Raw genomic sequence first — 26,659 nt, forward strand, 5'->3', positions numbered from 1 at the left:
CAACAACGGCGCGAGCACTGCCCATGCCGCGTCGGTCAGTTCGTGTCGGCGGCCAACCCCATGCGCACCTCCAGCCAGCGTCCCTCGAAGCTATGAACCGCTGGCTGGATTGTCAGACACGACCTAGCGCGCGGCGCGCGCGAGGCGCCGCACGACGGGATGCGGATCGTCGGCGGCGCGCGCGCGCAGCTCCGCGCGCACCTGCGGAAAGCGGCTCTGGCCCAGCACCGCGGCCGCGTACGCGCGGCGTGGCCAGGCGTCGCCGCCCAGCGCGTCCCACAGCAGCGCGCGGTCGGGCCCCAGGCGCAGGGAGCCGAGCAGCAGCATCCACGCGAGCGCGGCGGCGAGCACGCCGCGCGACACCCACGTCGGCGTCGCGTGCACGGGTGCACCTGCGCGCGTCGCGAGCACGCGGCGCACGCGCGTGTGCAGCTGCGGCGCGCGCGCCATCGCCAGCGAAGCCGACGCATGCAGCGTGCGCCCGCGCGCCTCCGCCGCCACGTCCAGCAGGCACTGCGCGTACTCGCTCGGCCGCACGCCGGCGGCCAGCACGCGCGCGTCGCACGCCTCCTCGCGCGCGTCGCGCAGCCCGCGCCGCGCCCACCACGCGGCCGGGTGGAACCAGTACCACGCGAACGCCACGTGGGCGAGCGCCTGCACCACGCAGTCGAGGCGGCGCACGTGGGCCAGCTCGTGCAGCAGCGCGAGCCGGCGCCGCTCCGCCGGCCACACGGCGGCGGACGAGGGCAGCAGGATCACGGGATCCAGCGTGCCCCACGTGAGCGGCGTCGCCACCTCGTCGCTGAGGCGCAGCTCGACGCCCTGGTGCGTGCCCATCGCGGTGCACGCATCGCGCAGCGCGCGCGTCCACGCGCGGTCGGTGACCGGCGTCGCGCGCCGCGTGATCGCGCGCACGCTCCACCAGCCCGCGGCCATCCGCGCGAGCACCAGCAGCGCGCCACCGATCCAGAGCGCGAGCAGCGCGGTCGCGAGCGTCGCCGTCGTGCGCGCGGCAGCCTCCCCCGTGGGGAACGCCATCGCCGCGGCGCCGAGTGCGAGCAGCGGCGCGGCGACGGGCGCGGGGACGCCGCGGCCCCACGCGCCCACGGGCAGCCAGCACAGCACCGAGACGAGCAGCATGCCGACGAGCGCCGCAGCGTGGACGTGCGCGCGCGCCGCCGGTCCCACGCGGCGCGCGATCGGCAGCGCGAGCGTGACGCCGCCCAGGCACAGCGTCGCATGCAGCAGCACGACGTAGCCGTTCCAGAGCGCACCGAGCGCCGCGCCGCCGCTCACGCGCGTCTCACCCGCGTCTCACGCGCCGCGCGCCCGCGCGTCGGCGATCATCGCGATCAGCTCCTCGCGCTCGGCCGGCGACAGGTCGCGCTCGGACGCGTCGAGCAGCGCGGCCACCGCGTCGCGCGTCGACCCGCCGAAGAAGGTGCCGAGCAGGTGGCGCAGCGCGGAGGCGCGCGCCTGGTCGCGCGCGACCGTGGGCGCGTAGACGTGCCGCGTGCCGACGCGCGTGTGGCGCACGTGGCCCTTGTCCTCGAGGATGCGCAGCAGCGTGCGCATGGCCGTCTCGCTGGGCGCGCCGGCGAGGCGCGCGCACACCTCGCCGGCGCTCGACGGGCCGTGGCGATAGAGCACGTCGAGGATCTGCCGCTCGCGCCGGCTGAGGGCGTCGGGCGTGGGCGCGGGGGATCGGGGCACGACCGCCAATATATTGGCGGATCCCGATCCGTCAACGCGAGCCGGTCGTCCCCGCCGCCGCCACGGCGTCGGCGAGCGCCTGCGCGCGCGCCGCGTATGCCGCGACCTTCCGTGCGTAGCGCCGGCGCGCGACCGCGTAGCCCACGCCCGCCACCGCGGCCGCGGGCACCACCGCCACGGCGCCGAGCGGGTTCACGAGCGCGGCGAAGGCGAGGAAGCCGCCGCCGCCGCCGGCCGCCACGAACCAGCTCGCGAACGTCCCCTGCGACACGCCGTCGAGCGCGACGCGCACCTCGATGGTCGTGCGCCCCTGCGCCGGGACGACGTTCACGTCCGTCTGCGCGCCGTCGAGCTGCCCGCGCCACGTGAACGTGCGGCCGAGCGTGGTCGCGGTGCCCATGCCGACGCCGGGGATGCGGCGCACGGCGGCCAGCAGCGCGTCGGCGACGTGCGATGCGTCGACGGCGACCTCGCCCTCGACCTCGACCTCGCGCACGATCACCAGCGCGCGCGGCCCGCCGCGCCACCGGTCGCCACTCGATGCGGCGCGCGTCGCGTCCAGCTCCGCGGCCGCGCGTCGCACCATCGCCGGATCGAGGCCCGCCTCGACGGCGACGCGCTCGAGCTCCGGCAGCGTGAGCCCGCCCGGTGCGTGCGTCTGCCGTTCCAGCGACGCCGCCCCCTTGAAGATGAGCGCGACCTCGCGGTCGTCGAAGCGTCGCTCGCTCATGGGCGCCTCATCCCGCGACGATCCCGCCGTCGAGCACGAGCGCGTGTCCGATCATGAACGCCGCCGCGTCGGAGCACAGGTACAGCACGCCCGCCGCGATCTCCGCCGGGGTGCCGAGTCGGCCGATGGGCAGGCGGCGCGCGAGCTGCGCTTCGCGCTCGGGATCGGCGCCGGTGATCTGCGCGACCATCGGCGTGTCGGTGAAGCCCGGGCAGATCGCGTTCACGCGCAGGCCGCGCCGCGCGTACTCCAGCGCCGCGGTCTTCGTCAGCCCGACGACGCCGTGCTTGCTGGCCGCGTACGCCGCGTGCGCGGGGAAGCCCGCGAGTCCGGCGACCGACGCGACGTTGACGATCGCGGTCGTGCGTCCCGTCTGCGCGCCGCGCGCGAGCAGCGCCGGGATCTGGTGGCGCATGCACCGCCACACGCCGGTGAGGTTGACGTCGACGGTGCGCAGCCACGCGGCCTCGGCGTACGCGTGCGTGGGCGCCTCGACGCCGCCGACGCCCGCGGCGTTCACCGCCAGGTCGACCCCACCGAGCGTGGAGACGGCCGTCGCGACCATCGCCTTCACGGCCGCGTCGTCGGTGACGTCGGCGACGACGGCGAGCGCGGTGCCGCCTGCCGCGTGCACCTCGTCGGCGACGCTCCGTGCGCGCGCCTCGTCGACGTCGGCCACGACGACCTGCGCGCCGGCCTGCGCCAGCGCGTGCACGCTCGCGCGCCCGATCCCCGACGCGCCGCCCGTGACCACGGCCACGCGCCCTGCCAGCTCCTGCGTCATCGTGCACGACCTCCGGTTGCGGTGCCGGGCAACCTTACGGTGTCGCGCGGGATTCTGGGAGAGGCGGCGTGCTGCGTGGCGCGCGACTTCACGCCGGACCTGTTGGCCTTTGGGGAGGATGCGGATGCTCCGGATGATGCGGATGCTGCGGATCGTCCCGCGTGGCGGCGTTGCTCCCTGCACCGGTGCGGAGCGATCCGTCTGATCCGACGCATCCGGAGCATCCGCGTCCTCCCCAATAGGCACCGTCTCCGCTGCGCGACGACGCGTCCAGAGGTCGTTCACGCAGCGCGCAGCCCGCAGCCGTCTATTCCGCGGTCGCCGCGTAGATCGCCAGCGTTGCCGCGCGCCACGCCTCCGTGACGTATGTCCACGCCAGCCCGAACGCGTCCTGCCGGCCGCGGCGCGCGAGCGGACCCGTGGTCTCCAGCCCCGCGGGCTCCGCGGTGATGGGGAGGCGCACGCTCCACCCGCCGTCGCCCAGTCGCTGCACGCGCACCGTCGGCGGGCCCAGCTCGGCCGCGGCGGCGCGGCGGACGGCGCGGCGATGCCCCGCGGCCGCGCTCCCGTGCGCGTCCCACACCGACAGCAGGGCGTCGCGCAGCTCGGGCGGCGCCGCGCGCACGCGCAGCAGGCGCGCGTCGAACGGGGCGCGGCGGCCGCGCGCGACCGGCTCGCGCCTGCCCCGCGCGCCGCGCGTCCAGCGCCCCGCGCCGAACGCGTCCTCCAGCAGCCGCGCGACCGCGTCCAGCGTCTCCGACGCCGCGCCGAAGAGCGCGTCCACCTCCACGAACAGCGCCGGCGAGACGGCCAGCGTCGTCAGCTCGCGCGCGTCGAGCAGCGTCGCCGTCTGCCGCGCGGCCTCCGCCGCCCGCGCATAGCGCAGCGCCGCCGCCAGCGCCCGCTGCTCGGCCGCGTCCACCAGGAAGCGCAGCCGCAGCGCGTGCGCGCCGAGCGAGGGCACGTCGGCGAGCGTCTCGAGCGGCGGACGCCACGCCAGCGTCCCGGCGGCCGAGACGAGATGGGCGCCGCCGTCGCCGGGTGGGTCGCACTCGTCGGTCACGAGCACCACCGGGCGCACCCCCTCGTCGCGCGCCAGCGCGTCCGGATCGACCGCCTGCCACGTCCACAGCGTCGCCGCGTGCCCGTTCGGCGTGCCCTCGACGCCCGGGACGGCGCCCCACGGCGGCGCGGCGGAGAGCCCCGCGGCCACGTCGGCCGGGCGCAGGCCCAGCGCGCGCAGCGTCGCCGCCAGCATCGGCCCACTGCCCGCCACTCCCGCGCCGCCCACCGCCGGTGTGGGCGCGTCGGCCGCCACCCCCCACGCGCCGGGCGGCGCTCCCGCCGGGCCGCGGCGCAGCGTCACGCCGCCCGTGCACACCACGCGCGTCGCCGGCGTCGGCAGCTCGGAGAGCAGCCGCGCCAGGGGAGGGGCGGGGGGGAGGTTGGAAGGGAGCAGGGGCACCGAGGAGGGAGCCCGCGCGACCGGGGAAGGTCGTCGCGGACCGGAGGGGACGTCGCCGTGGCCGGGGCTGGCGTGCCCGGACTCGATGACGGGATGCTAAGTTGGGGCGCCCGGCCGGGGCGTCGGCCGGACGGGGAGCTCGGCCATACCAGCAGAGTGTCGGTCGCTGGCTCCGTGAACCGCAGGACTTCCAGAGACTTCCAGAGATCCCTCGATGCCCCCTGTCCCGTCCCATCCCGCCGCGCGGGCGCTCTGGCAGCCTCGAGCACAAGCACGACGCGCGCCGTTGCGCTCGGGCCCGCCAGCGCCGGCGGACCACGGGCGGCTCGCGCGGCGCCTCGGCGGCCTCGTCCTCTGCGCAGCGAGCCTCCTGGGAGGATGCGCGCGCCCCCGGGGTGATGCCGGTCACACGCTACCCGCGCCCATTCCCGAAGTGAAGGGTGTGGTGCGGACGCAATACCAGATGCGGTATCAGGACATCGCCGAGGGGACCGGCACCCTGGCCGCGCCGGGGAAGGTGTACGTCGTCCACTACACGGGCTGGCTGACCGACGGGCGGAAGTTCGACTCGTCGCGCGACCGCAACGAGCCGCTCCGCTTCGAGCAGGGGCGCCGCCGCGTCATCCCCGGCTGGGACGCGGGCTTCGAGGGGATGCGCGTGGGCGGCCGCCGCCGGCTGTTCATCCCGTACCAGCTGGCCTACGGGATCCCCGGCCGCTCCCCCACCATCCCGCCCTGCGCGGAGCTGATCTTCGACGTCGAGCTGCTCGGCGTCGAGGAGCCGCCCGCCACGCCGGCCCCGGCGACGCCGCCGCGCCCGCTCAACCCCGCCGACTCCACGCGCAGCTGCCCGCGCTGACCCCGACGCAACTGATGTCCATCGCCACCCCGCCCGTCCCCGTCGCCCCCGACGAGGCGCCTCCGCCGCGCGCCCCCGACCTCCCCGACGCGCCGGGCACCGGCACGCTCGCCTGGGTCGGGCCGTTCGCCGTCTTCATGGTCTGGCTGGCGCTCGACGGCCACCTGCCGCTGGAGCAGCCGCTGAAGGAGGTCGTGCGCGACCTCGTCATCCTGACGTCGATCCTGCTCTTCTCGCGGCGCGTGCTGGCCGAGCACGCGCGCCGCGCGCCGCACTGGCTGGCGAGCATCGGGCTGGGCATCGCCGTGTGCGCGCTCTGGGTCGCGCCCGACCTGCTGGTGCCGGGCTGGCGCGAGTCGCCGCTCTTCCAGAACGGGATCACGGGCCGCCTCAAGACGTCCATCCCGCCCGAGGAGCTGACGCCGCTGATGCTCGTGCTGCGCACGGCGCGCGCGGCGCTGCTGGTGCCGGTGCTGGAGGAGCTGTTCTGGCGCGGCTGGCTCCCGCGCTGGCTGCAGGACACGCGCTTCCAGCGCGTCCCGCTCGGCACCTTCACGACGTTCGCGTTCTGGGCCACCGCCGTCCTGTTCGCGGCCGAGCACGGGCCGTACTGGGAGGTGGGGCTGCTGTGCGGCGTGATCTACAACTGGTGGATGCGGCGCACGCGGTCGATGGGGGACCTGATCCTGGCGCACGCGACGACGAACCTGGCGCTGTCGGTGTTCGTCATCGGGACCAAGCACTGGACGTTCTGGATGTGACGGAGGACGGTGGGGCGGAGGACGGAACGGCGGGTAACGATGAAGCGTGAAACGATAAGGCGGACCCTTCGAGCTTGATGCTTCAAGCCGAGAGGTCCGCCTCTCCGTTTCACGCCGTTCCGTCCTCCGCTTCATCGTCCTCCGCCGTTCCGTCCTCCGCCTCCGCACGAAATTGGGTATTGCGACCCAAGTGTGAGCCGACCCGCGGTTGAAGGTTCATGGCGTCGCGCGGCGGATGCCGCTGCGGCCTGACCTCATCGCCAATCGGATCCGATCATGTCGCTCCGTCACGCCTTCCGACTCTCGCTCGCCGCCGTCCTCATCGCCGCCTGCGCCGACGGCACGCCCACCGATCCCGCGCTCCGCGCCGGCGCGCGGGCGATGAACCGCGCCGAGGCGAACCAGGCGCTCGCGGCGGCGCGCGCGGCGGCCGCGCGGTTCATGGACGTCGACGCGGCCGTCGCCGCGGGCTACGCGCCGCAGGGCGGGTGCGTCGCCGTCCCGGGGCTCGGCGGCATGGGCGTCCACTACGTGAACGTCGCGGGCGTGATGGACCCCACGCTCGACCCGGCGAACCCCGAGATCCTCGTCTACGAGCCGCAGAAGAACGGGCGCCTGCGCCTGGTCGCGGTGGAGTACATGCAGGTCAACACGCCCGGCTCGTCGCGCCCGTCGCTGTTCGACGTCGCGTTCGAGAACGGCCCGCCGGTCGGCCCGATGCAGACGTACGCGCTCCACGCGTGGGTGGGGCAGCACAACCCGAACGGCACCTTCACCGCGTTCAACCCGACGGTGAGCTGCGACTACGCTCCGGCCGCGCCCGCGGCGGCGGAGGTCGCCGCGCACGCGCACCACTGACCGGACGACCCGGGCGTTCCCGATAGTTTGAGTCCGAACATTGCGCCGCCCCCCGAGTCCACCACGGCCCGGAGGCGGCGCAATGTTCTACTCGGACGGCAGGCTCCAGTACCCGGTGCGCGTCGAACGACCGAACCCGGTCTTCGCGCGCGCGCTCCAGCAGGCGATCGGCGGGGTCGAGGGCGAGATCCGCGTGATGATGCAGTACCTCTTCCAGGCGTGGGGGCAGCGCGGCCCACGCCGGTACCGCGAGATGATCCTCGCCACCGGCACCGAGGAGATCGGGCACATCGAGATGCTCGCGACCGCGGTGGCGCTCAACCTCGAGGGCGCCCCGCTGTCGTTCCAGGAGGAAGGGGCGAAGGATCCGCTCGTCGGTGCGGTGATGGGCGGCATGAACCTGCGCCACGTGCTGTCCACCGGGCTCGCCGCCACGCCGGAGAACGCCAACGGCGTCCCGTTCAACGCGTCGCACGTCTACGCCAGCGGCAACGTCGCCGCCGACATGTACGCGAACGTCGCCGCCGAGGCGACGGGGCGGGCGCTCGCGACGCGCCTGTGGCACATGACGGACGACGCAGGGATGAAGGACATGCTGTCGTTCCTGATCGCGCGCGACACGATGCACCAGAACCAGTGGCTGGCGGTCATCGAGGAGCTCGGCGGCGAGACGGAGCAGCTCCCGATCCCCAACAGCTTCCCGCAGTCGGAGGAGGCGAGGGAGTTCGCCTACGCCTTCGTCGACCCGCGGGTGGGCGGCGACGCGGGACCGCTGCCGGAGCGGCTCGCCGGTGGGCGCTCGGTCGACGGGAAGGGCGAGTTCCGCGTCGAGCCGGCGCGCCCCCTCGGCGACGTGCCGACGCTGGCGGCGCCGCGCCCGAACGGCGGCGCGCAGGCCGAGCAGGTCACCGCGCCCACGGGCGTGCTCGGCGCGATGAAGCACGCGATCACGGGCGAGGGCTGACGCGGGCTAGCGCCCGCGCGCGATCGCGCGTGCGGCGATCCGGTCGGTCAGCGACGGCGCGACGAGGCGCAGCCACTGGCCGACCTTTCCGCGCGCGGTCATCACGAGCTCGCGCTTGCGGCGCGCGGCGGCGCGCAGCGTGAGGCGCGCGCACTCGTCGGCGCTCATGACGGCATCCTCCTGCACCGGGCTCTCACCGAGCGGGCGCCCGTCGGGGCCGACGGCGTGGCGGCGCACACCGGTGGCGACGAAGCCCGGATAGACCATCGTCACGCTGACGCCGTCGTCCTGCAGCTCGATGCGCAGCGAGTCGAAGAAGCCCGCCATCGCGTGCTTGCTGGCGGCGTAGCCGGTGCGCGTGGGCACGCCGGTCTTCGCGGTCAGGCTCGCGACGCCGACGATGCGCCCGCGCGTGCGCTTCAGGTGCGGCAGCGCGTGGAACGTGCAGTACACGGCGCCGAGGTAGTTCACGCGCATGATGCGCTCGAGCCCCGCGAGGTCGCGCAGCGCGTCGAAGCGCGCCCACATGCTGATGCCCGCGTTGTTGACGAGCGTGTCGATGCGCCCGTATTCCGCGACCGTGCGCTCGACGAGCGCGCGGCACTGCGCCTCGTCGCTCACGTCGGTCGGCACCGCGATCGCGCGCGCGCCCACCGCACGTCCGGCCGCGAGGCACTCGTGCACCGCGTCGTCCAGCTCGTCCCGCGACCGCGCGGCGAGCGCCAGCCACGCCCCCTGTTCGGCGAGCTGGCGCGCGAGGGCGCGGCCGATGCCGCTGCTGGCGCCGGTCAGCACCACGACGTTCTGTTTGAACGAGGACACGGAGGACGGTGGGGCGGAGGACGATGAAGCGGAGGACGATGAAGCGTGAGACGGTGAGGCGGACGTTTCGAGCTTACAGCTTCAGGCGAGAGTCCGCCCTGTCGTTTCACGCTCTTCCGTCCTCCGCCGTTTCGTTCTCCGCCTTTCCGTTCTCCGCTGCCAGCCGTTCGAGCGCGTCGCCCGTCACCCGCATCACGGTCCATTCGTCCATCGCCACCGCTCCCAGCGCCCGGTAGAAGCCGATCGCCGGCGCGTTCCAGTCGAGCACCGCCCACTCGAAGCGCCCGCAGCCGCGCGCGAGCGCGACGCGCGCGAGGTGCGACAGCAGCGCGCGCCCGATCCCGCGGCCGCGGTGCTCGGGGAAGACGAACAGGTCCTCGAGGTAGAGGCCGCGCCGCGCGAGGAAGGTGGAGTAGTTGTGGAAGAAGAGCGCGAACCCCGCCGCCTCGCCGTTCCACTCCGCGATCACGACCTCGGCCTGCGGCTGCGCGCCGAACAGCGTCTCGCGCAGCTGCGCCTCGGTCGCGACGCACTCGTCGAGGAGCCGCTCGTACTCGGCCAGCCCGCGGATCAGGCGCAGGACGGTGGGGACGTCGTCCGCCGTGGCGGCGCGCAGGCGGAGGGCGGTGGTGGGATCGTCGATGGCCATGCGCGGGAGCTAATCGCGCCCGGCAGGGCGGGGAAGTGGGCCGCGGAGGGCTGGCGCGCGCGAGCCCGCGCGTGCTGCATTCATGCCGCACGCACGCTGCCTCCGGCACGCCCGTCACCACCACGACCCGTCGATCCTCACAATGCGCCGTCCATCTCTGCTCCTCCCGCTCGTCCTGCTCGCGGCCCCCGCCGCCGCACGCGCGCAGCACACCGGCCACCATCCCGCGCCCGCGACGGCGGACAGCGCGAAGGTGACGAAGGACGGGCACCACGCCGCCGCCGGCTGGAAGGAGATGGACGCGTTCCACACGCAGCTCGCCGCCACGTGGCATCCGGCCAGCAGGAGCGACGACCTGAAGCCACTGCGCGCCCGCGCCGGCGCGCTCGCCGACGCCGCGCGCGCCTGGGCCGCGGCCGCGGTGCCGAAGGCCTGCGACACGCCGGCCACGCGCACCACCATCGCCGCGCTGGCCACCGACGCGCGCGCGCTCGCCGACCTCGCCGCGAAGCCCGCGACCACCGACGCGCAGCTCAAGGCGTCGCTGAAGGCGCTGCACGACCGCTTCGAGCCCGTGGAGCACGGGTGCGCGCCAGGCGGGGCGAAGCACCACTAGGACGCTGCGTGCGGCGTGGCCAGCAGCATCGCGCCGGACCTCTGTGCCTCTGGGAGGGATGCGGATGCTCCGGATCGTGAACGGCGATGCTTCGGATCGCTCCGCATCGCGGCGACGTCTCATGCGCCACACGGCGCGATCCGTCTGATCCGTTCCGATCCGGAGCATCCGCATCCGCACCAATGGCCAACAGCCCGGGCGCGACGTCGGCCGCCGAGGGCACGGAGCAGGACCCGCAGCCCGCAGCGCCTTGCAGGTCCCCGACGTAGCATAGGACGCCGCGTCCCCACGCGTCGCGCCGTCCGCCCCCCACCCGTCTCCCGATGTCCCCACAGCTCCCACGCGCCGCCCTCGCGGTCGCGCTGGCCGCCGCGCTGCCCCTCGGCGCCCAGTCGCCCAGCGCCACGCGTCTGCTGCGCATGCCCAGCGTCAGCGCGCAGCACGTCGCCTTCACCTACGCCAACAACGTCTGGGTCGTCGAGCGCGCCGGCGGCAACGCGCGCCGCCTCACCAGCTTCCAGGGCGAGACGACGAATCCCAAGCTCTCGCCCGACGGGCGCTGGGTCGCGTTCAGCGCCGAGTACGGCGGGAACACCGACGTGTACGTCGTGCCGGTGCAGGGCGGCCAGCCGAAGCGCCTGACGTGGCACGCGTCGCCCGACCAGGTGCAGGGGTGGACGCCCGACGGCGCCGCGATCGTCTTCGCGTCGAATCGCGCGACGGCCGCGCCCACCGCCGCGCCGCGCTTCTGGACCGTGCCCGCCGCCGGCGGCCCCGAGGCCGCGATGCCGATGCCGCGCGCCTTCCAGGGGAAGATCTCGCCCGACGGCAAGCGCGTCGCGTACCGCATGAACAACTCCTGGGACGACGAGCGCCGCAACTACCGCGGCGGCCAGAATCGGCCCATCTGGATCATGGACCTCGCGAGCCACACGGTGGAGACGCCGACGTGGACCGACTCGAAGGACATCGATCCCGTCTGGCTGGGCAGCTCGGTGTACTTCATCTCGGACCGCGACGGCGTGCAGAACGTCTGGGCGTACGACGGCAAGGACAGGCCGTTGCGCCAGCTCACGCGCTTCACCGACTTCGACGTGAAGACGCTCGACGCGGGCGGCGGCGTGCTGGTGTTCGAGCAGGCCGGATACCTCCATGAGCTCGACCCCGCGAGCGGGCGCACGAAGCGGCTCGACATCGCGGTCGCGGGCGACTTCCCGTGGATGATGCCGCAGTGGAAGGACGTCGCGAACCGCATGACCGACCTCGCGCTCTCGCCCACCGGCAAGCGCGCGGCGGTCGAGGCGCGCGGCGAGATCTTCACCATTCCGGCCGAGAAGGGCGACGTGCGCAACCTGACGCACGCCAGCGGGTCGGCGGAGATCGCGCCCGTATGGTCGCCGGACGGCCGGTCGGTGGCGTACTTCAGCGATCGTTCCGGTGAATACCGACTGTATGTGACGCAACAGGAAGGCATCGCGCCGCCGCGCGAGATCGCCCTGCCGGAGCCGAGCCGCCCGTACGCGCCCGCGTGGTCGCCGGACGGGCGCCGCATCGCGTACCAGGACTCGCACCTGAACCTGTGGGTGCTGGACGTCGCCAGCGGACGCGCGACGCGCGCCGACACCGACCCGCACTTCAGCGGCTCGCGCACCATCGTGCCGGTGTGGAGCCCGGACTCGCGCTACATCGCGTACCCGAAGCGCCTGCCGTCGCTGTACCGCGCGATCTTCCTCTACGACGTGGAGGCCGGACGCGCGCGGCAGGTGACCGACGGCCTCGCCGACGCGACGCAGCCGGCGTGGGACGCGAGCGGCAAGTACCTCTGGTTCATGGCGTCGACGAACTTCGCGATGAACTCGGGGCTGCTCGACATGTCGGCGTACGAGCATGAGCAGACGCGCGGCCTGTACCTGATGGTGCTGGCGAAGGGCGAGCCGTCGCCGCTGCTGCCGGAGAGCGACGAGGAGGCCGCGCGCGCGGGCCGCGCGCCGCAGCAGCCGGGGCGCGACATGCCGCCCGCGGACAGCAGCGCGACGCCCGCGTCGGCGACGCGCGCGGCGAGCGCCCAGCCGCGAGACACCGCCGCGCGCGCGGCCGCGATCGGCCCGCGCTCGACGACGGTGCGCATCGACTTCGACGGGCTGCAGCAGCGCATCATCGCCGTGCAGGACGTCGCCATCCGCGACTACGCGCAGCTGCGCGCGGGCGCGCCGGGCACGGTGTACTTCGTCGAGGCGGTCCCGCAGACGGGCACCAGCGCGCAGGGCGGCTTCGGCGGGGGCGGCGGCACGCTGCACCGCTACCAGCTGACGACGCGCCGCGCGGCGCCGTTCGCGACCAACGTCGCGCAGTACGTCGTCAGCGCCGACGGGAAGAAGCTCCTCTACCGCACGCCCGGGCAGCAGGCCGCGCTCTTCCTGGTGGACGCCGACAAGGCCGCGCCGACGGCGGGGCAGGGGCGGCTGAACGCGCAGCTGCGCGCGTACGTCGACCCGAAGGCGGAGTTCGCGCAGATCTTCGCGGAAGGATGGCGCAACCAGCGCAACAACTTCTACGTGAAGAACCTGCACGGCACGGACTGGCCGGCGATGCGGAAGATGTACGAGCCGCTGCTGGCGCACGTGAACCACCGGGCGGACCTCAACTACCTCATCGACATGATGGGGGCCGAGACGGCGATCGGGCACTCGTACGTGCGCGGCGGCGACATGCCCGAGGTCCCGACGTCCACCGCCGGCCTCCTCGGCGCCGACTTCACGGTCGAGGGCGGCCGCTACCGCATCGCGCGCATCTACGACGCGGAGAGCTGGAACCCCGAGCTGCGCGCGCCGCTGGCGATGCCGGGCGTGAACGTCGCTCGCGGCGACTACGTGCTGGCGGTCAACGGCGTCGAGCTCACCGCGCCGGACAACCTGTACCGCCTGCTGGACGGCACGGCCAACCGGCAGACGGTGCTGACGGTGAACGCGACGCCGTCGATGGCGGGCGCGCGGCAGGTGACGGTGATCCCGATCGCCAACGAGCAGGGGCTGCGCACGCGCGCGTGGGTCGAGCGCAACCGTCGCCTCGTGGATTCCCTGTCGGGCGGGCGCATCGCGTACGTCTACGTGCCCAACACCGGGCAGCCGGGCTACACGAGCTTCAACCGCTACTACTTCGCGCAGCAGGACCGGCAGGGTGCGGTGATCGACGAGCGCTTCAACGGCGGCGGCTCGGCCGCCGACTACATCGTCGACATCCTCGGGCGCGACTTCGACGGCTACTTCAACAACCCCGTCGGCGACCGCGTGCCGTACACCAGCCCCGCGGCCGGCATCTGGGGCCCGAAGGTGATGATCATCAACGAGATGGCCGGCTCGGGCGGCGACCTGATGCCGTACATGTTCAAGCGCCGCGGCATCGGCCCGCTGGTGGGCAAGCGCACGTGGGGCGGGCTGGTCGCGACGACCGACACGCCGCCCTTCGTCGACGGCGGCTCGATGATCGCGCCGCGCTTCGGCTTCTTCTCGCGCGAGGGGAAGTTCGCGGTCGAGAACGAGGGCGTCGCGCCGGACATCGACGTCGAGAACTGGCCGAAGGAGGTCATCGCCGGCCGCGATCCGCAGCTGGAGCGCGCCGTGCAGGAGGCGCTGCGCCTGCTGGCCGCGAAGCCGATCGACCGCATGATGAAGGAGCCGACGGCGCCGACGTGGGGCAAGCGCGGGACCAACCCCTGAGCGCGTCCGACTGACGGGCAGGGTGTTTGCGGGGGCGGGGCGCCATGGCGTCCCGCCCCCGTACGCTTGCCCTCGTCCTCGCCGGCGGCAAAGGCTCCCGCCTCGGCCCCCTCACGCAGCGCCGCGCGAAGCCCGCGCTGCCGTTCGGCGGCGGGTACCGCATGATCGACTTCCCGCTCACCAACTGCGTGCACAGCGGGCTGTCGGACGTGTGGGTGGTGGAGCAGTACCAGCCGCACGCGCTCAACGACCACCTGCTGAACGGGCGGCCGTGGGACCTCGATCGCAACCAGGGCGGGCTGCGGATCCTGCCGCCGTTCACGGGTGCGCACGGCGAGGGCTTCGCCGGCGGCAACGCCGACGCGCTCTGGCGGCACCGCGCGCTGCTCGCGGAGTCGGGCGCCGACGAGCTGGTGGTGCTGAGCGCGGACCACGTGGAGCGCGTGGACCTGCGCGACGTGCTGGACGCGCACCGCGAGGCGCGCGCCTCGGTGACGATGGTGACGACGGAGGTCGCGCGCGACGAGGCGTCGCGCTTCGGCGTCGTCCACGTGGCGGCGGGCGGGCGCGTGCAGGCGTTCGACTACAAGCCGGAGCATCCACCGGGCGACGGCGCGCGCGTCACCGTCACGACGGAGGTGTTCGCGTACGACCTGCAACACCTGCTCGCGACACTCGACGCGCTGGCGGCGGAGGTGGAGCGGCGCGACGACGTGCCGCACCTGCAGGACTTCGGCGACCACCTGCTGCCGGCGCTGGTGCGCGAGGGGCGCGCGCACTGCGTGCCGCACGCGGGCTACTGGCGCGACCTCGGCACGCCCGGCAGCTACTGGCGCGGCCACATGGACCTGCTGGGCGACGAGCCGGCGCTGGTGGTGGACGACCCCGCGTGGCCGGTGCGCACGGCCGCCGCGCAGCTCATGCCGGCGCGCGTGTCGCGCGGCGCGGAGCTGGCGGACGCGCTGCTCGCGCCGGGCGCGTACGTCGCGGGGCGCGTCGCGCGTTCGGTGCTGGGACCGGGCGCGATCGTCGAGGCGGGGGCCGAGGTGCACGACAGCGTGCTGCTGCACGGCGCGGTCGTGCGTCGGGGCGCGCGCGTCGTGCGCGCGGTGCTCGACGACGGCGTGGAGGTGGGCGCCGGCGCGGTGGTGGGCGGGGCGGGCGAGGGCGACGACGCGATCACGGTGGTGGGCATGGGCGCGCGCGTGGACGCCGGCGAGCGGCTGGCCGCGGGCGCCACGCGCGACGCCGCGCGGCGCGACGCGGAGCCGCGATGATGCTGCACGCGACGCACGATCCGCGGCTCGTGGCGCGCCTCGGCCGCCGCGTCGCGCTGCGCTACTCCGACGGCGCCGACGAGGCGCTCGACCGCCCCGCGCACGTGCGCGCGGGCTCGGGGCTGGCGCGCGTGGGCGACCGGCTGGTCGTGGTGCAGGACGACGCGGCGTTCCTCGCGCTCGTCGATCCGGCCACGGGGCTCGCGTGCGCGGTGACGCTCCCTGCCGACGACGACGGGCGCCGCCAGTTCTCCACCGCGCGCGGCAACAAGGACCGCAAGTACGACCTCGAGGCGTGCGTCGCGCTGCCCGCGGACGACGGCGGCGTGCGCGTGCTCGCGTTCGGGTCGGGCTCCACGCCGCGGCGTGAGCGCGTGCTGGTGGCGACGTTCCCCGATGGCGCCCCCGATCCCGCGCGGGCCGACGTGCGCTTCATCGACGCGGCGCCGCTCTACGCCGCGCTGCGCGACGCGCCGGGGTTCGCGGGCAGTGAGCTGAACGTCGAGGGCGCGGTGGTGGCGGGCGACCGCGTGCGCCTGTTCGGCCGCGGCAACGGCGCCGTGCGCGACGGCAGGGCGCCCGTGAGCGCCACCGGCGACGTCGCGCGCGACGCGCTGCTCGCGTTCCTCCTGCACGGCGGTCCCGTGCCGCCGATCGACGCGGTGCGGCCGTACGCGCTCGGCGACGTCGAGGGGGCGACGCTCGCGTTCACCGACGCCGCGCGGCTCGCCGACGGCACGATCCTCTACGCCGCGGCGGCCGAGCGCTCGCCGAACACGTACGACGACGGCGAGGTGACGGGATCGGCGCTCGGCCTCATCGCGCCGGACGGGAGCGCGCGGTGGACGCCGGTGCTCGACGCGAGCGGCGCGCCCTTCCGCGGCAAGGTCGAGGGGGTGCTGCCCCGCACGGCCGACGGCTCGTCGCTCTGGCTGGTGACGGACGCCGACGACCCGGACGCTCCGACGGAGCTGCACGAGGCGACGCTGCAGGGCGTCCCGGGCGTGTAACCCGCGGCGCCGGGCGTGCGTCCTCCCGGCATGAGTGCCGGCACGACTACCGCCCCCCGCCCCGCCCGCTGGGCCGAGCGCGCCAGCCTGGCGCTGCTGTCGGCCGGCGCGACGCTCTACGCCGTCGCCTACGCGAACATGCGCCGCCTCGAGGACGCCGGCGCCGTGAACACGCCTGGCGCGAAGGTGCTGTTCGCGGGGCTCGCCGCGCACGCCCGCTACACGCGCTGGGCGGAGGTCGGCTTCGCCGTCGCGGCCTTCGGCCTCGCGACCGCGATCGGGGCCGCACTCTGGACCGCGCGGGCGAAGCGCCTGGCCAGCTGACGTCTGCGGGCCGCGGACCTCGAGGTCGGGCCCCGTCTTCCCGCCGGGCCCCTGTGCCTATTGGAGAGGACGCGGATGCTCCGGATGTGGCGGATCGTTCGGATCGCTCCGCGTCGCGGCGACGCTCCGTGCGCCGGTGCGGAGGAGATCCGAATGATCCGTCGTGATCCGAAGCATCCGCATCCCTCCCCACAGGCAGCGAGGGTCCGGCGCGCGAGCCCCGGAACGGCCTTGGACAGGATGACAGGATGACGAAGAGGCTCCGCACCGGCGCTTGGAGCAGCGCGCCGCGCAGAGCCTCCTGGTCATCCTGTCATCCTGTCAAAGCACTTCGTCGTTCAGATCCGCAGCCCGCAGTCCGCAGCCGCGCCTACCATCCCTGCCGTTCGCGGAGGCCGGTGACGTGCGCCGTGTGGTGCTTCCCGTGCCACGCGTAGATCCCCAGCGCCGTGCGCAGCGTGACCGGGCCCATCTCCGGGTGGGCGTAGGTCTTCTCCCAGTCCTCGGGCGCGAGCGCGCGCAGCGTCGTCACCCAGCGCACGTGCAGCGCGTCGAGCAGCTGCAGCGACACCTCGGGCTCGAGCCGCGAATCGGGCAGCGTCGCCCACAGCGACTCTTCATACGCGGCGATCGGCGTCCCCGGCTCCGTGAGCGCCTTCTTCACGCGCACGTATGCGTTCATGTGGCTGTCCGCCACGTGGTGCACGACCTGCCGCACCGTCCACCCGCCGTCGCGGTAGGGCGTGTCCAGCTGCGACGCATCCAGGCCCGAGATCGCGGCGCGCAGCCTCGCCGGCGCCGCGGCGATGTCGTCCACCAGCGCGGTCATCACCGCCGGGTCGTCGGCGGGCGTGCTCCAGTTGCCGATCGGGTAGCGCAGGTCGTCGCTCATGGGGCGGGATCGGGTCGGGTCAGGCGTGGAGTAGGGGGACGTCGCCGTCGGACGCCGGGAGCGCGGCGGGGCGGGGCGCGCACGGCACGCGGACCTCGAAGCGCGCGCCGCCCGTGTCCGACTCGCTCGCGCGCACGGAGCCGTGCAGCACGTCGGTGGCGATCGTGCGCACCACCGCCAGGCCGAGCCCCGTGCCGGACTGCAGCGCCTTGGTCGTGAAGTAGGGCTCGAAGCAGCGCGCGCGCACCTCGGGCGGCATGCCGGGGCCGTTGTCCTCGACCACCAGCACGGCCGTCGCGGCGCCCTCGGCCTCCTCGTCCACCGCCACCTCGACGCGCAGCCGCGGCGCGGGATGCTTCTCCAGCACCTGCGCCGCGTTCAGCACGAGGTTCAGCACCAGCTGGTGCACCTGCACCGGATCGGGCGCGAGCACGATCGCGTCGGGCGACAGGTCGTCGGTGTCCACCACGAGCTTGCGCGGGAAGCCGGGGCGCAGCAGCTCCACGACCTCGCGCACCGCGTCGGCCATCACCACCGGCGTCGGGTGGTCGGGCGGCTGCTCGTCGCGCAGGTGGCGGCGCAGCAGCCCCACCAGGTCGGCCGCGCGCATCGCGCCCAGGCGCATGCGGTCGAGGTGCGACGTCACGCGCTGCGGGTTCGTCGCGTGGTCCGTCCCCACCTCGGCGTGCAGCACGAGCGTGTTGAGGATGTTGCGCAGGTCGTGCGCGAGGCCGCCGCTCAGCAGCGCCGCCGCCTCGAGCCGGTTCACGCGCGCCGCGTCGGGGCCCGCTTCGGCCACGCTGACGATGAGGCTCGTGCCGTCGCCCGCCCGCAGGCCCACGAGGCGCAGGCGGAAGCCGGCGGCGTTGCACTCGACGGCCATCGCGTCCGCGTCCGTGGTGCGCGCGCGCTCGGCCAGCCGCTCCATCGCCTCGGCCATCTCGGGGCGCCATGGCGGCAGCGGATTGCCGGCCTGCGGCGCGGTGACGAAGAGCGTCGCCATGCGCGCGGGCACGGCCATCGACTCGCAGGTGCCGTCGGGGGCACGCAGCACCACCAGCTGTCCACCGGCAGCGGCCAGCACGCGGGCGTGACGCGCGTTGCGCACGCCCCACCAGGCCGCGAGCGCGATGCCGGCGCCGATCACCACGCCGCCGGCCAGCAGCGACCAGGTGAGCAGGGTCGGTGCGTAGTCGAGCGGCGGGATGACGCTGGGGACCGTGTCCGTCTGCATGGTGATCAGGCCGCGGCGCGCGACGCCGACGGAGACGCCGCGTCGCGACGCCCCTTCCACTGCCCCCAGCTGATCCCCGCCAGCGCCACCGAGTAGACGAGCAGGAGGCCCATCGAGACGTCGCGCGCCGGCTCGCGGCCGAGCAGCGGAATGAGGAACTCGATCAGCGGCCGGCTGACGACCGTGGCCAGGAAGTAGACGAGGTGCCCACCGCCGATCCACACCCATCCCGGCTCCGGGGGCACGCCCTGCGGATCGCCCGCGCGGCCAGCCTGCGCGACGAGCATGCCCAGCGCGAGGATGGCCAGCACCAGCTGCGTCGACGTGAGGTACAGCAGCGTCAGCTGACGCCCCGGACCCAGGGCGAACATCGCGACGATGCCGGCGACGGCGAACAGCGCGAGCAGTGGCGTACGCCAGCGCGTGGCGCGCGGCCCCATCCACGTCAGCAACGGAACGAGCAGCAGCGGCGCGAGCAGCGCCGCGGCCGCGCTGCCCCACTTCACGTACGGGATGTGCCCCGTGAGGGCAAAGGCCATCTGTGCGACGCTGAGCAGGAACTGCGCGCCCCACACGAGCCCCACCTGCCCCACGGGGTCGCGCCACGTCAGGCGCCGCGCGCTCCACGCGCCGAGGAGCGGAAGCCCCGTCGCGACGGTGACCAGGTAGCTGGGCCAGGAGATGCGGAGAGCGGGCATGCGGCGGGACGTAGGGGGACCGGCCACGAGCGACGTGGCCGGCACCCCGGCGCCGGCGTCGGCGTCACTCGGTGTTCAACTCGTTCGGATCGGAGCAGACATCGGGGCAGCCGATCGGCTGCTGCTCGAGCGCGCCGTCCACCATGTCGTTCCCGTCAGCATCGACGCCCACGAGGATCATCGTCACCGCCCCGGTCTCCTCCTCGCCGGGATAGGCACGGATGCCCACGCACCCGGGCTGGTCCAAGATGCGTTTGTACGCCTCGGCGTGGAAGGCGAGCGTCGGGAAGCGGTCCTTCTTCTCCTTCTTCTCCTTGTACTTCTTGGTCTTCTTGACGGCCTCGGACTTCGAGATTCTGTGATCCCGCGGCGGCAGTGGCGTGCCCATGGTCGTGCCTGTGCGATGGGTCGGGAAGTGTGGGACGGACGCCGCGTCGCGCCCATCCGACGGCCACACTATCGCGCCGTTCGGTCCCGGCCGGTAGACGAGGCGTGCGCCGGCCGGTAAATCCCCGCCGTGCCCACGCCCTCCAATCGGACCGCGCCGACGTCCGCGCGCCGTCCCACGCGCGCCGAGCTGCTGGCCGCCGTCGACCGTACGGTACCTGACGTCATCGGCCCCGACCTGCGCGTCCTCTTCTGCGGGATCAATCCGGGCCTCTACACCGCCTGGAGCGGCCACCACTTCGCGGGACCGGGCAACCGCTTCTGGCCCACGCTGCACGCCGCGGGCTTCACCGACCGCCGCCTGCAGCCGGCCGAGGAGCGCCTGCTGCTGCCGCTCGGCTACGGCGTGACGAACGTCGTCGCGCGCGCCACCGCGACGGCGGCCGAGCTGGCGCCGCAGGAGTTCGTCGAGGGCGGACGCGTGCTAGCCGAGAAGGTCGCGCGCTTCCGTCCGCGCATCCTCGCGGTGCTCGGCGTCGGCGCGTATCGCACCGCGTTCGCGCACCCGAAGGCCACGCTCGGCGAGCAGCCGGAGCGCATGGGCGACGCGCGCGTGTGGGTGCTGCCGAATCCGAGTGGGCTGAACGCGAACTACCAGAAGGACGACCTGGCGCGGCTGTTCCGCGCGCTGCACGAGGCCGCACACGCATGAGCGCTCCCGCGACCGCTCCCGTATCCGCACCGCCGTCGTCCGCGTCGAGCGCGCGCGACGTGCGCGGCGCGCTGGTGGGCGCCGCGTTCCTGATGGCCACGTCGGCCGTCGGGCCGGGCTTCCTCACGCAGACGGCGCTGTTCACGGCGCAGCTGGGCGCGAGCTTCGGCTTCGCGATCCTCGTGTCGGTGCTGCTGGACCTCGCGGCGCAGATGACGGTGTGGCGCGTGCTGGTGGCCGCCGCGCGCCCCGCGCCCGTCGTCGCCGACGCGGTGCTGCCGGGCCTCGGCGTCGCGCTCGCGCTCGCGGTGAGCTTCGGCGGCCTCGCGTTCAACGTCGGCAACGTGGCCGGCGCGGGATTGGGGCTCGAGGCGCTGCTCGACATCCCCACGCCCGTCGGCGCGACGCTCAGCGCGGCGATGGCGGTCGCGCTCTTCCTGGTGCCGCGCGCGGGCCGCGCGATGGACCGCTTCAGCGCGTTCCTCGGCCTCGTGATGCTGGCGCTGCTGGCGTTCGTGGTGGTGCGCGCGCAGCCGCCCCTGGCCGAGGCGGTGGTGCGCACGGTGCTGCCGACGCGCGTGGACGCGCTGGCGATCGTGACGATCGTCGGTGGCACCGTCGGCGGCTACATCACCTTCGCGGGCGCGCACCGCTTGCTGGACGCGGGCGTCGTGGGCGTGGACGCGGTGCCGCGCGCCACGCGGGCGGCGTCGAGCGGGATCCTGCTCGCCTCGGCGGTGCGCGTCGCGCTCTTCCTCGCGGCGCTCGGCGTGGTGGCGCGCGGCGCGACGCTCGGCACGACGAATCCGCCGGCCGAGGTGTTCCGCTTCGCGGCGGGCGCGGTGGGGATGCGGCTCTTCGGCCTGCTGATGTGGGCGGCCGCGATCACGTCGGTCGTCGGCTCGGCCTACACGACGGTGTCGTTCCTGCGCGCGATCGCGAAGCCCGTCGAGCGCAACGCGCGCACGGCGATCGTCGCGTTCATCGTCGTGTCGACGGCGATCTTCCTGCTCGTTGGGCGTCCGGTGCGCGTGCTGGTGCTGGCGGGCGCGGTGAACGGCTGCATCCTGCCGCTCGCGCTGGCGACGATGGTGGTCGCGGCGCGACGCCCGGCGATCGTCGGCGCGTACCGGCATCCGGCGTGGCTGACGGCCGTCGGCGCGATCACCGCGGCCGCGATGGCGGCGCTGAGCGTGCGGACGATCTGGCAGCTGCTGGGCTGATCTACGGCGCGCCGGACCTGAACTGCGAACGGCATTAGCAAGGATGAAGATCTGAACAGATCTGATAACGACGGATGGCTCCGGTGGAGTGCGAGGTGTCTCGCCGCCACACGGAGCCATCCGTCGTTATCAGATCTTGTCCGATCTTATCCTTGCTGCTGTTGAAGTTCGGGTCCGGCGCGACGACGCTCGGCTCAGCGCGCGGGCTCCGCCTTCTCGTCGTCCCCGCCCTCGTCCGACGACGCGCGCATCTGCCTGAACAGCGCCTGCACCTCGGCGCCGTGCTGGCGCATGAAGGCGACGTTCGCGGGATCGATCCCCATCGCCTTCACGAGCTGCTCGGGCGACTTCGCGCCCTTCGGCATCCCCACCGCCATGCCGGCGCCGAGGAGGGTGAACTGCGTGACCGCGAACTGGCGCGGCGTCATGCCCGACTTCGCGAACGCCGGCCGGAACTGCGCCACGCCGCCCAGGCGCGTCGCGATCTGCTCGACCGACTCGTCCATCGTGCTGGTGAAGCGCTGCTCGAGCTGCGGGTTGGCCCTGATGGCGGCCCCGATCTCCTGCATGGTCACGCCGAACTTCCGCAGGTCGGCCATCGACAGCGTGTAGCCGGAGAGGCCGGCCGCGGTGCGGCGCGCGGCGGGCGACGACTGCGCGGTGAGCGCGAGCGGCGCGACCGCGAGGGCGATGGCGGCGGCGATCGCCGCGCCGAGGATGAGACGGTGCTTCATCGGTGGCTCAGAGGGTGATGCCGAACGTGACGGGGAAGGCGCGGATCGTCTTCGTGTCGATCAGCCCCTTCTGCTTCGTGTACACGTTCTGCAGGCGCGTCTCGGCGAACGCGTCGATCGGGCCGAGCTTGATCGAGAGGCCCGCGCCGCCCTCCATGCCGAAGTCGAGCTGCTTGGCCGCGTCGCTGGAGAGGCCCGCCTGCTCCTCGTCCTTGAAGTGGAACGCGCCGACGCCGGCGAGCACGTACGGGCGCACCGGACCGCGCAGCAGGTCGAACTTCAGGCTCGCCACGCCGGCGAGCATCGTGCGCACCGTCTCCTCGGTCGGGAGCTGGCTCGCCGGCGGCGTGTAGCCGAGCGACGGCGCCGGCACGACCGGCGACTGCAGGCGCATGCGCGCGAAGTCGACGTTGGCGCGCAGCGCCGGCAGCCCCGCGGGCAGCTTGACGACGACGAAGCCCTGGCCCTGCACGCCCTGCTTCAGCTCCCGCATCGAGGCGCCCTCGCGCGGGACGATGACGCCCCCGCCGAAGCCGAGGCGGATGGGACGGCTGGACGGCGCCATCCCGGCGCTGGGGTCGGACGCGGGCAGCTGCGCGAGCAGCGTGGCGGGCATCACGACGACGGCGGTGAGCGCGGCGGCGAGCGGCAGGCGGCGGAAGATGGAGCGCATGGGGGGCCTCGGTGTCGGAGTGGGGCGGAGCGCCCCGCGGCGCGGCGCACGGGATGCCGGCGCGCTCCAGCGGGGACGGTCCGTCCGAACGGCGGGCGGTGACAAAGGTTTCACCCGCCGTCGTCAGGCCGCGTGGGTCGGGTGACCCGGGCGGGACCCCATGAGGATCGGGCTCCTCGCTTAGCCCCCTGCTTAATGCCCTCGAACCCGAATGCGGAGGACGAGACGGCGGAGAACGGAGAGGCGGAGGACGGAAGGGCGTGAGACGAGAAGGCGGACCTCTTGGCTCGAAGCATCAAGCCCGAAGGATCCGCCGTTCCGTTTCACGCTTTATCGGTTTCCGCCGTATCGTCCTCCGCTTCTCCGTCCTCCGCCTGCCTCAGTGGGCTTGCCGGATCGACGCCGCCAGCGCCGCCGTCTCGCGCGCCGGCGCCGCCCCCACCTCGCGCTTCAGCAGCGCCGTCAGGGCGTCGTAGTGGCGGAGTGCGCGCGCCCCCTCGCCGCGTGCCGCGTGGGCGCGCATCAGGTCGCGGTGCGCGGCCTCGCGCAGCGGATCGCGCGCCAGCAGCGCCTCCAGCGTCTCGGCCGCGTCGTCGTGGCGGCCGGCGGTGGCCAGCTGCTGCGCGAGCGCGTGCATCGCGTCGGCCCACGCGGCGCGCACGCGGTCCTGGTGCTCCAGCAGCCAGTCGCCCGCGGCCACGCCCTCGGCCAGCTCGCCCTGTGGGCGCGTGAGCGCCGCGCGCGCGGCGTCCAGCGCGTCGGGCGCCAGCGGCGACTGCCGGCGCGCGGCGCGGCGCAGCGCGTCCGCGGTCGCCAGCACGTCGTCCACGTCCGCGTCCAGCCGCGCGTCGGGCGACGGCGCGCGCTCCAGCCGGTAGCCCTCCTCGTCGAACACGATCCACCGCCGGTCGCCGAGCGCGCGGCGCAGGTGGTGGAGCGTGACGTGGAAGTTGTTGCGCACCTGCGCGGCCGACGCGTCGGGCCAGAGCGCGAGGCCGATCTGCTCCTTGCTCGCGCGCGGCACCAGCAGCAGGAAGAGCAGCAGCTCGCGCGCCTTGCCCGTGGGCAGCGCGTCGGGCGGCAGCGGCTCGCCGTCGCGCGCGATCGCCAGCGGGCCGAGCACGCGCACCGCGAGCGCCGGCGCGGCGGTGGTGCTCGCGGGCGGGCGCGCGATCGAGTACTGCGTGGCGCCGGGCGCCGGCGTCGCGAGCGCGCCGTCGTCCAGCACGTCCGCCTGCGCCGCGAGCGCGAACGCGTCGTCGATCGAGAGCGCCTCGCCCGCCGCGACGGCCGCGTCGTACGCCTCGGGAGACAGCGACGCGCGCACGACCCGCACGACCTCCGTGTGGCGCTCGCGGTCGTGGCCGATGACCGTCGCGCCGCAGCGCGCGCGCAGCCCCGTGGCCGCGCCCAGCAGGCGCGCCGCCGTCGTCGCGCGCGCCCGTGGCAGCGCGCCGTCGGGGCACGTCGCGGCGGCGATGATGGCGAGCGTGTCGAGCGACCGCGAGAGGAACCAGAGATCGGGCTCGTCGCGCAGCACCGCCGCGCTCTCGCGCGCGTGGCGCACCGCCGCCGCGAGGTCGCCGAGCGCGAGCTCCGTCTCGGCCATCCCCTGCACGCAGAGCGAGAGGAACCAGCGCTCGCCGACGGCGATGAGCGCCGCGCGCGCCGCGGTGTAGTCGGCCGCCGCCTGCGGCAGCGCGCCGCCGCGCACGCAGATCAGCGCGCGGCGCATGCGCATCACGGCCGCCAGCCACGGCTCGTCCATCGCCTCGGCGATCGCGACCGACGCGTCCATCTCGCGGATCGCCGCGGGCAGGTCGCCCTGCATGCCGTGCGCGAGCCCCGCGATCTGCCGCATGATCGTGCGGCCGCGCCCGAGCTGCACGCGGCGCACGGGCGCGAGCCCCGGCTCGCGCGCGACGGTCTCCCAGACGGCGAGCGCGCGCGCGACGTCGGCCAGCATGCGATCGGGCTCGCCCGCGAAGTAGGCGAGCCCCGAGCTCCCGTAGAAGAACGCGCCGAGCCACGCGCGCTCCGCCAGCGGGCGCTCGGCGTCGGGGATCCCCTCGCGGTCGACCGCGGCGAGCACCTGCGCGGTCCAGCCGCGCGCCTCCTCCCACGGGATGCCGGCCGAGATGAAGAACCACGCCAGCGCGCCCGCGATGCGGAGCGCGGTGCCGACGTCGCCGTGCGGGCCGGTGCTCCATGCCAGCGCCGCCCGAATGTCGTCGAGGTCGAGGCGCAGGCGCTCGACGGTGGTGCCGCGCGCGGGGCTCCAGAACGTCGGCTCGACGGCCATCGCGAGGCGCGCCACCCAGCGCGCGTGGCGCGCGCGCACGAGCGGCGCGTCGTCGGTGCCGCGCAGCAGGGCCGCGCCGTACTGCCGCACGGTCTCGAGCAGGCGGTAGCGCACCTCGCCGCCCTCCTCGCGCACGTCCAGCAGCGACAGCTCCACGAGCCGGCCGAGCGCCGCGACCAGGCGCACGACGGCGATCGAGTGCGTGCCGGTGACGAGCAGCGCGGCGGGATCCTCCTCGTCGGGCTCGAACTCGTCCTCGCCGCACACCGCCTCGACCGCCTCCAGCGTGAAGCCGGCGCGGAACACCGACAGGCGGCGCAGGAGCCGCCGCTCGTCGTCGCCGAGCAGGGCGTAGCTCCAGTCGAGCAGCGCGCGCAGCGTGCGCTGGCGCGACGGCGCGGTGCGGCGCCCGCGCGTGAGCACGGTGAACGCGTCGTCCAGGCGCTCCGCCAGCACCTCGACGCCGAGCGTGCCCACGGACGCGGCGGCCAGCTCCAGGGCCAGCGGCAGGCCGTCGAGCCGCGCACAGATGTCGGCGACGGCGGCGGCGTTGCGGTCGGTGAGCGCGAAGGTGGGCAGCGTCGCCTTCGCGCGGTCCACGAACAGGCGCACCGCGTCGTACTCGGCCAGCGAGGCGGCGGTCAGGCCGCCCTGGGCGCGCGCGACCGCGGCGAGCGTGGCGAGCCCCGGGTGCGCGAGCGGCGGCGCGAGCCACGCCACCTCGCCCTCGACGGCCAGCGCCTCGCGGCTGGTGGCGAGCACGGTGAGGCCCGGCGCGGCGCGCAGCAGCGCCTCGACGGCGGCGGCGCAGGCGTCGACGACGTGCTCGCAGTTGTCGAGGACGAGCAGCGTGCGGCGCGCCTGCAGTGCGCCCGCCAGCACGGTCAGGAGGTCGCGGCCGGGCGCGGCGTTGACCTGCAGCACGGCGGCGATCGCGGGCGCGACGTCGGTGCCGTCGGCGAGCGGCGCGAGGTCCACCCACCAGACGCCGTCGGCGAAGCGCGCGGCCGCGTCGTCGGCGCCGTGGGCGAGCGCGTCGGCCAGCTCGCGCGCGAGGCGCGTCTTCCCCGAGCCGCCGGGTCCCGTGATGGTGACGAGGCGCCCGCGAGCAATGGCCTCGCGCAGGTCGCGCTGCTCGCGCGCGCGTCCGACGAAGGTCGAGAGGGCGCGCGGGACGTTGGTGGGCAGGGCGGGCGCCGTGGGCGCGGCTTCGGCGGCGCTCAGGAGGGACGACACGACGGGGCGGTGGCACAGGG

The 26,659-nt window shown here is 74.7% G+C and carries 25 protein-coding genes; 11 read left to right on the forward strand and 14 right to left on the reverse strand.

What is annotated here, in order from left to right:
- Positions 1–123: 123 nt before the first annotated feature.
- From rosag_RS00005 to rosag_RS00025, 5 genes are all read right to left on the reverse strand, one after another.
- The gene (locus rosag_RS00005) at positions 124–1,296 is read right to left on the reverse strand and encodes a M56 family metallopeptidase (RefSeq protein ID WP_284347925.1); all 1,173 of its coding nucleotides are present in this window, start codon (positions 1,294–1,296) and stop codon (positions 124–126) included.
- 18 nt (positions 1,297–1,314) lie between these two features.
- Positions 1,315–1,713 (reverse strand): BlaI/MecI/CopY family transcriptional regulator, encoded by a 399-nt coding sequence (locus tag rosag_RS00010; protein ID WP_284347926.1) that lies wholly within the window; start codon positions 1,711–1,713, stop codon positions 1,315–1,317.
- 31 nt (positions 1,714–1,744) lie between these two features.
- On the reverse strand, positions 1,745–2,443 hold the full coding sequence (locus tag rosag_RS00015; RefSeq protein ID WP_284347927.1) for a hypothetical protein: 699 nt from the start codon (positions 2,441–2,443) through the stop codon (positions 1,745–1,747).
- 7 nt (positions 2,444–2,450) lie between these two features.
- Complete coding sequence (locus rosag_RS00020; protein ID WP_284347928.1) at positions 2,451–3,227, reverse strand: SDR family NAD(P)-dependent oxidoreductase; 777 nt, start codon at positions 3,225–3,227, stop codon at positions 2,451–2,453.
- 307 nt (positions 3,228–3,534) lie between these two features.
- Positions 3,535–4,692: a hypothetical protein gene (locus tag rosag_RS00025; protein WP_284347929.1), complete on the reverse strand. Its 1,158-nt coding sequence runs from the start codon at positions 4,690–4,692 to the stop codon at positions 3,535–3,537.
- A gap of 445 nt (positions 4,693–5,137) precedes the next feature.
- Here rosag_RS00025 and rosag_RS00030 point away from each other — a divergent pair, with 445 nt between their 5' ends.
- From rosag_RS00030 to rosag_RS00045, 4 genes are all read left to right on the forward strand, one after another.
- The gene (locus tag rosag_RS00030) at positions 5,138–5,551 is read left to right on the forward strand and encodes an FKBP-type peptidyl-prolyl cis-trans isomerase (RefSeq protein ID WP_284347930.1); all 414 of its coding nucleotides are present in this window, start codon (positions 5,138–5,140) and stop codon (positions 5,549–5,551) included.
- A 14-nt stretch (positions 5,552–5,565) separates the two neighbouring features.
- On the forward strand, positions 5,566–6,312 hold the full coding sequence (locus rosag_RS00035; RefSeq protein WP_284347931.1) for a CAAX prenyl protease-related protein: 747 nt from the start codon (positions 5,566–5,568) through the stop codon (positions 6,310–6,312).
- Between the two features lie 276 nt (positions 6,313–6,588).
- Positions 6,589–7,170 (forward strand): hypothetical protein, encoded by a 582-nt coding sequence (locus rosag_RS00040; protein ID WP_284347932.1) that lies wholly within the window; start codon positions 6,589–6,591, stop codon positions 7,168–7,170.
- 82 nt (positions 7,171–7,252) lie between these two features.
- The gene (locus tag rosag_RS00045; RefSeq protein WP_284347933.1) at positions 7,253–8,134 is read left to right on the forward strand and encodes a manganese catalase family protein; all 882 of its coding nucleotides are present in this window, start codon (positions 7,253–7,255) and stop codon (positions 8,132–8,134) included.
- Between the two features lie 6 nt (positions 8,135–8,140).
- On the opposite strand, the gene rosag_RS00050 is transcribed toward rosag_RS00045, so the two are convergent.
- Positions 8,141–8,956, reverse strand: coding sequence for an SDR family oxidoreductase (locus tag rosag_RS00050; protein ID WP_284347934.1), 816 nt, complete (start codon positions 8,954–8,956; stop codon positions 8,141–8,143).
- 106 nt (positions 8,957–9,062) lie between these two features.
- Positions 9,063–9,605 carry a GNAT family N-acetyltransferase gene (locus rosag_RS00055; protein WP_284347935.1) on the reverse strand — a complete coding sequence of 181 codons (543 nt, stop codon included), beginning with the start codon at positions 9,603–9,605 and terminating at the stop codon, positions 9,063–9,065.
- A gap of 142 nt (positions 9,606–9,747) precedes the next feature.
- On the opposite strand from rosag_RS00055, the gene rosag_RS00060 reads away from it, so the two are divergent.
- From rosag_RS00060 to rosag_RS00080, 5 genes are all read left to right on the forward strand, one after another.
- Entirely contained in the window at positions 9,748–10,221 is a 474-nt protein-coding gene (locus rosag_RS00060) for a hypothetical protein (RefSeq protein WP_284347936.1), read from the forward strand.
- 323 nt (positions 10,222–10,544) lie between these two features.
- The gene (locus rosag_RS00065; RefSeq protein ID WP_284347937.1) at positions 10,545–13,937 is read left to right on the forward strand and encodes a S41 family peptidase; all 3,393 of its coding nucleotides are present in this window, start codon (positions 10,545–10,547) and stop codon (positions 13,935–13,937) included.
- A 44-nt stretch (positions 13,938–13,981) separates the two neighbouring features.
- Positions 13,982–15,214, forward strand: coding sequence for a glucose-1-phosphate adenylyltransferase family protein (locus rosag_RS00070; protein ID WP_284347938.1), 1,233 nt, complete (start codon positions 13,982–13,984; stop codon positions 15,212–15,214).
- The gene (locus rosag_RS00075; RefSeq protein ID WP_284347939.1) at positions 15,211–16,224 is read left to right on the forward strand and encodes a DUF6929 family protein; all 1,014 of its coding nucleotides are present in this window, start codon (positions 15,211–15,213) and stop codon (positions 16,222–16,224) included. The genes rosag_RS00070 and rosag_RS00075 overlap by 4 nt, the downstream gene beginning before the upstream one ends.
- Positions 16,225–16,254: 30 nt before the next feature.
- Positions 16,255–16,548 (forward strand): hypothetical protein, encoded by a 294-nt coding sequence (locus rosag_RS00080; protein WP_284347940.1) that lies wholly within the window; start codon positions 16,255–16,257, stop codon positions 16,546–16,548.
- 370 nt (positions 16,549–16,918) lie between these two features.
- Here rosag_RS00080 and rosag_RS00085 read toward each other — a convergent pair whose 3' ends face one another.
- The 4 genes from rosag_RS00085 to rosag_RS00100 all read right to left on the reverse strand — a co-directional run bounded on the left by rosag_RS00085 (position 16,919) and on the right by rosag_RS00100 (position 19,760).
- Positions 16,919–17,440 (reverse strand): YfiT family bacillithiol transferase, encoded by a 522-nt coding sequence (locus tag rosag_RS00085; RefSeq protein ID WP_284347941.1) that lies wholly within the window; start codon positions 17,438–17,440, stop codon positions 16,919–16,921.
- A 19-nt stretch (positions 17,441–17,459) separates the two neighbouring features.
- Positions 17,460–18,674: a sensor histidine kinase gene (locus rosag_RS00090; protein ID WP_284347942.1), complete on the reverse strand. Its 1,215-nt coding sequence runs from the start codon at positions 18,672–18,674 to the stop codon at positions 17,460–17,462.
- Between the two features lie 5 nt (positions 18,675–18,679).
- Positions 18,680–19,372 carry a hypothetical protein gene (locus rosag_RS00095; protein ID WP_284347943.1) on the reverse strand — a complete coding sequence of 231 codons (693 nt, stop codon included), beginning with the start codon at positions 19,370–19,372 and terminating at the stop codon, positions 18,680–18,682.
- A 64-nt stretch (positions 19,373–19,436) separates the two neighbouring features.
- The gene (locus rosag_RS00100) at positions 19,437–19,760 is read right to left on the reverse strand and encodes a hypothetical protein (protein WP_284347944.1); all 324 of its coding nucleotides are present in this window, start codon (positions 19,758–19,760) and stop codon (positions 19,437–19,439) included.
- A 129-nt stretch (positions 19,761–19,889) separates the two neighbouring features.
- Here rosag_RS00100 and mug point away from each other — a divergent pair, with 129 nt between their 5' ends.
- On the forward strand, positions 19,890–20,471 hold the full coding sequence (mug, locus tag rosag_RS00105; RefSeq protein WP_284347945.1) for a G/U mismatch-specific DNA glycosylase: 582 nt from the start codon (positions 19,890–19,892) through the stop codon (positions 20,469–20,471).
- Positions 20,468–21,694 (forward strand): NRAMP family divalent metal transporter, encoded by a 1,227-nt coding sequence (locus rosag_RS00110; protein WP_284347946.1) that lies wholly within the window; start codon positions 20,468–20,470, stop codon positions 21,692–21,694. Before mug ends, rosag_RS00110 begins: the two co-directional genes overlap by 4 nt.
- A gap of 194 nt (positions 21,695–21,888) precedes the next feature.
- On the opposite strand, the gene rosag_RS00115 is transcribed toward rosag_RS00110, so the two are convergent.
- From rosag_RS00115 to rosag_RS00125, 3 genes are all read right to left on the reverse strand, one after another.
- Positions 21,889–22,428 carry a hypothetical protein gene (locus tag rosag_RS00115; RefSeq protein WP_284347947.1) on the reverse strand — a complete coding sequence of 180 codons (540 nt, stop codon included), beginning with the start codon at positions 22,426–22,428 and terminating at the stop codon, positions 21,889–21,891.
- 7 nt (positions 22,429–22,435) lie between these two features.
- Complete coding sequence (locus rosag_RS00120; RefSeq protein ID WP_284347948.1) at positions 22,436–23,101, reverse strand: hypothetical protein; 666 nt, start codon at positions 23,099–23,101, stop codon at positions 22,436–22,438.
- 379 nt (positions 23,102–23,480) lie between these two features.
- A complete protein-coding gene (locus tag rosag_RS00125) occupies positions 23,481–26,639 on the reverse strand; it encodes a BTAD domain-containing putative transcriptional regulator (RefSeq protein ID WP_284347949.1) in 3,159 nt (1,052 codons plus the stop codon).
- Positions 26,640–26,659: the final 20 nt, after the last annotated feature.

Source organism: Roseisolibacter agri, assembly GCF_030159095.1.
GTDB classification, from domain to species: Bacteria; Gemmatimonadota; Gemmatimonadetes; order Gemmatimonadales; family Gemmatimonadaceae; genus Roseisolibacter; species Roseisolibacter agri.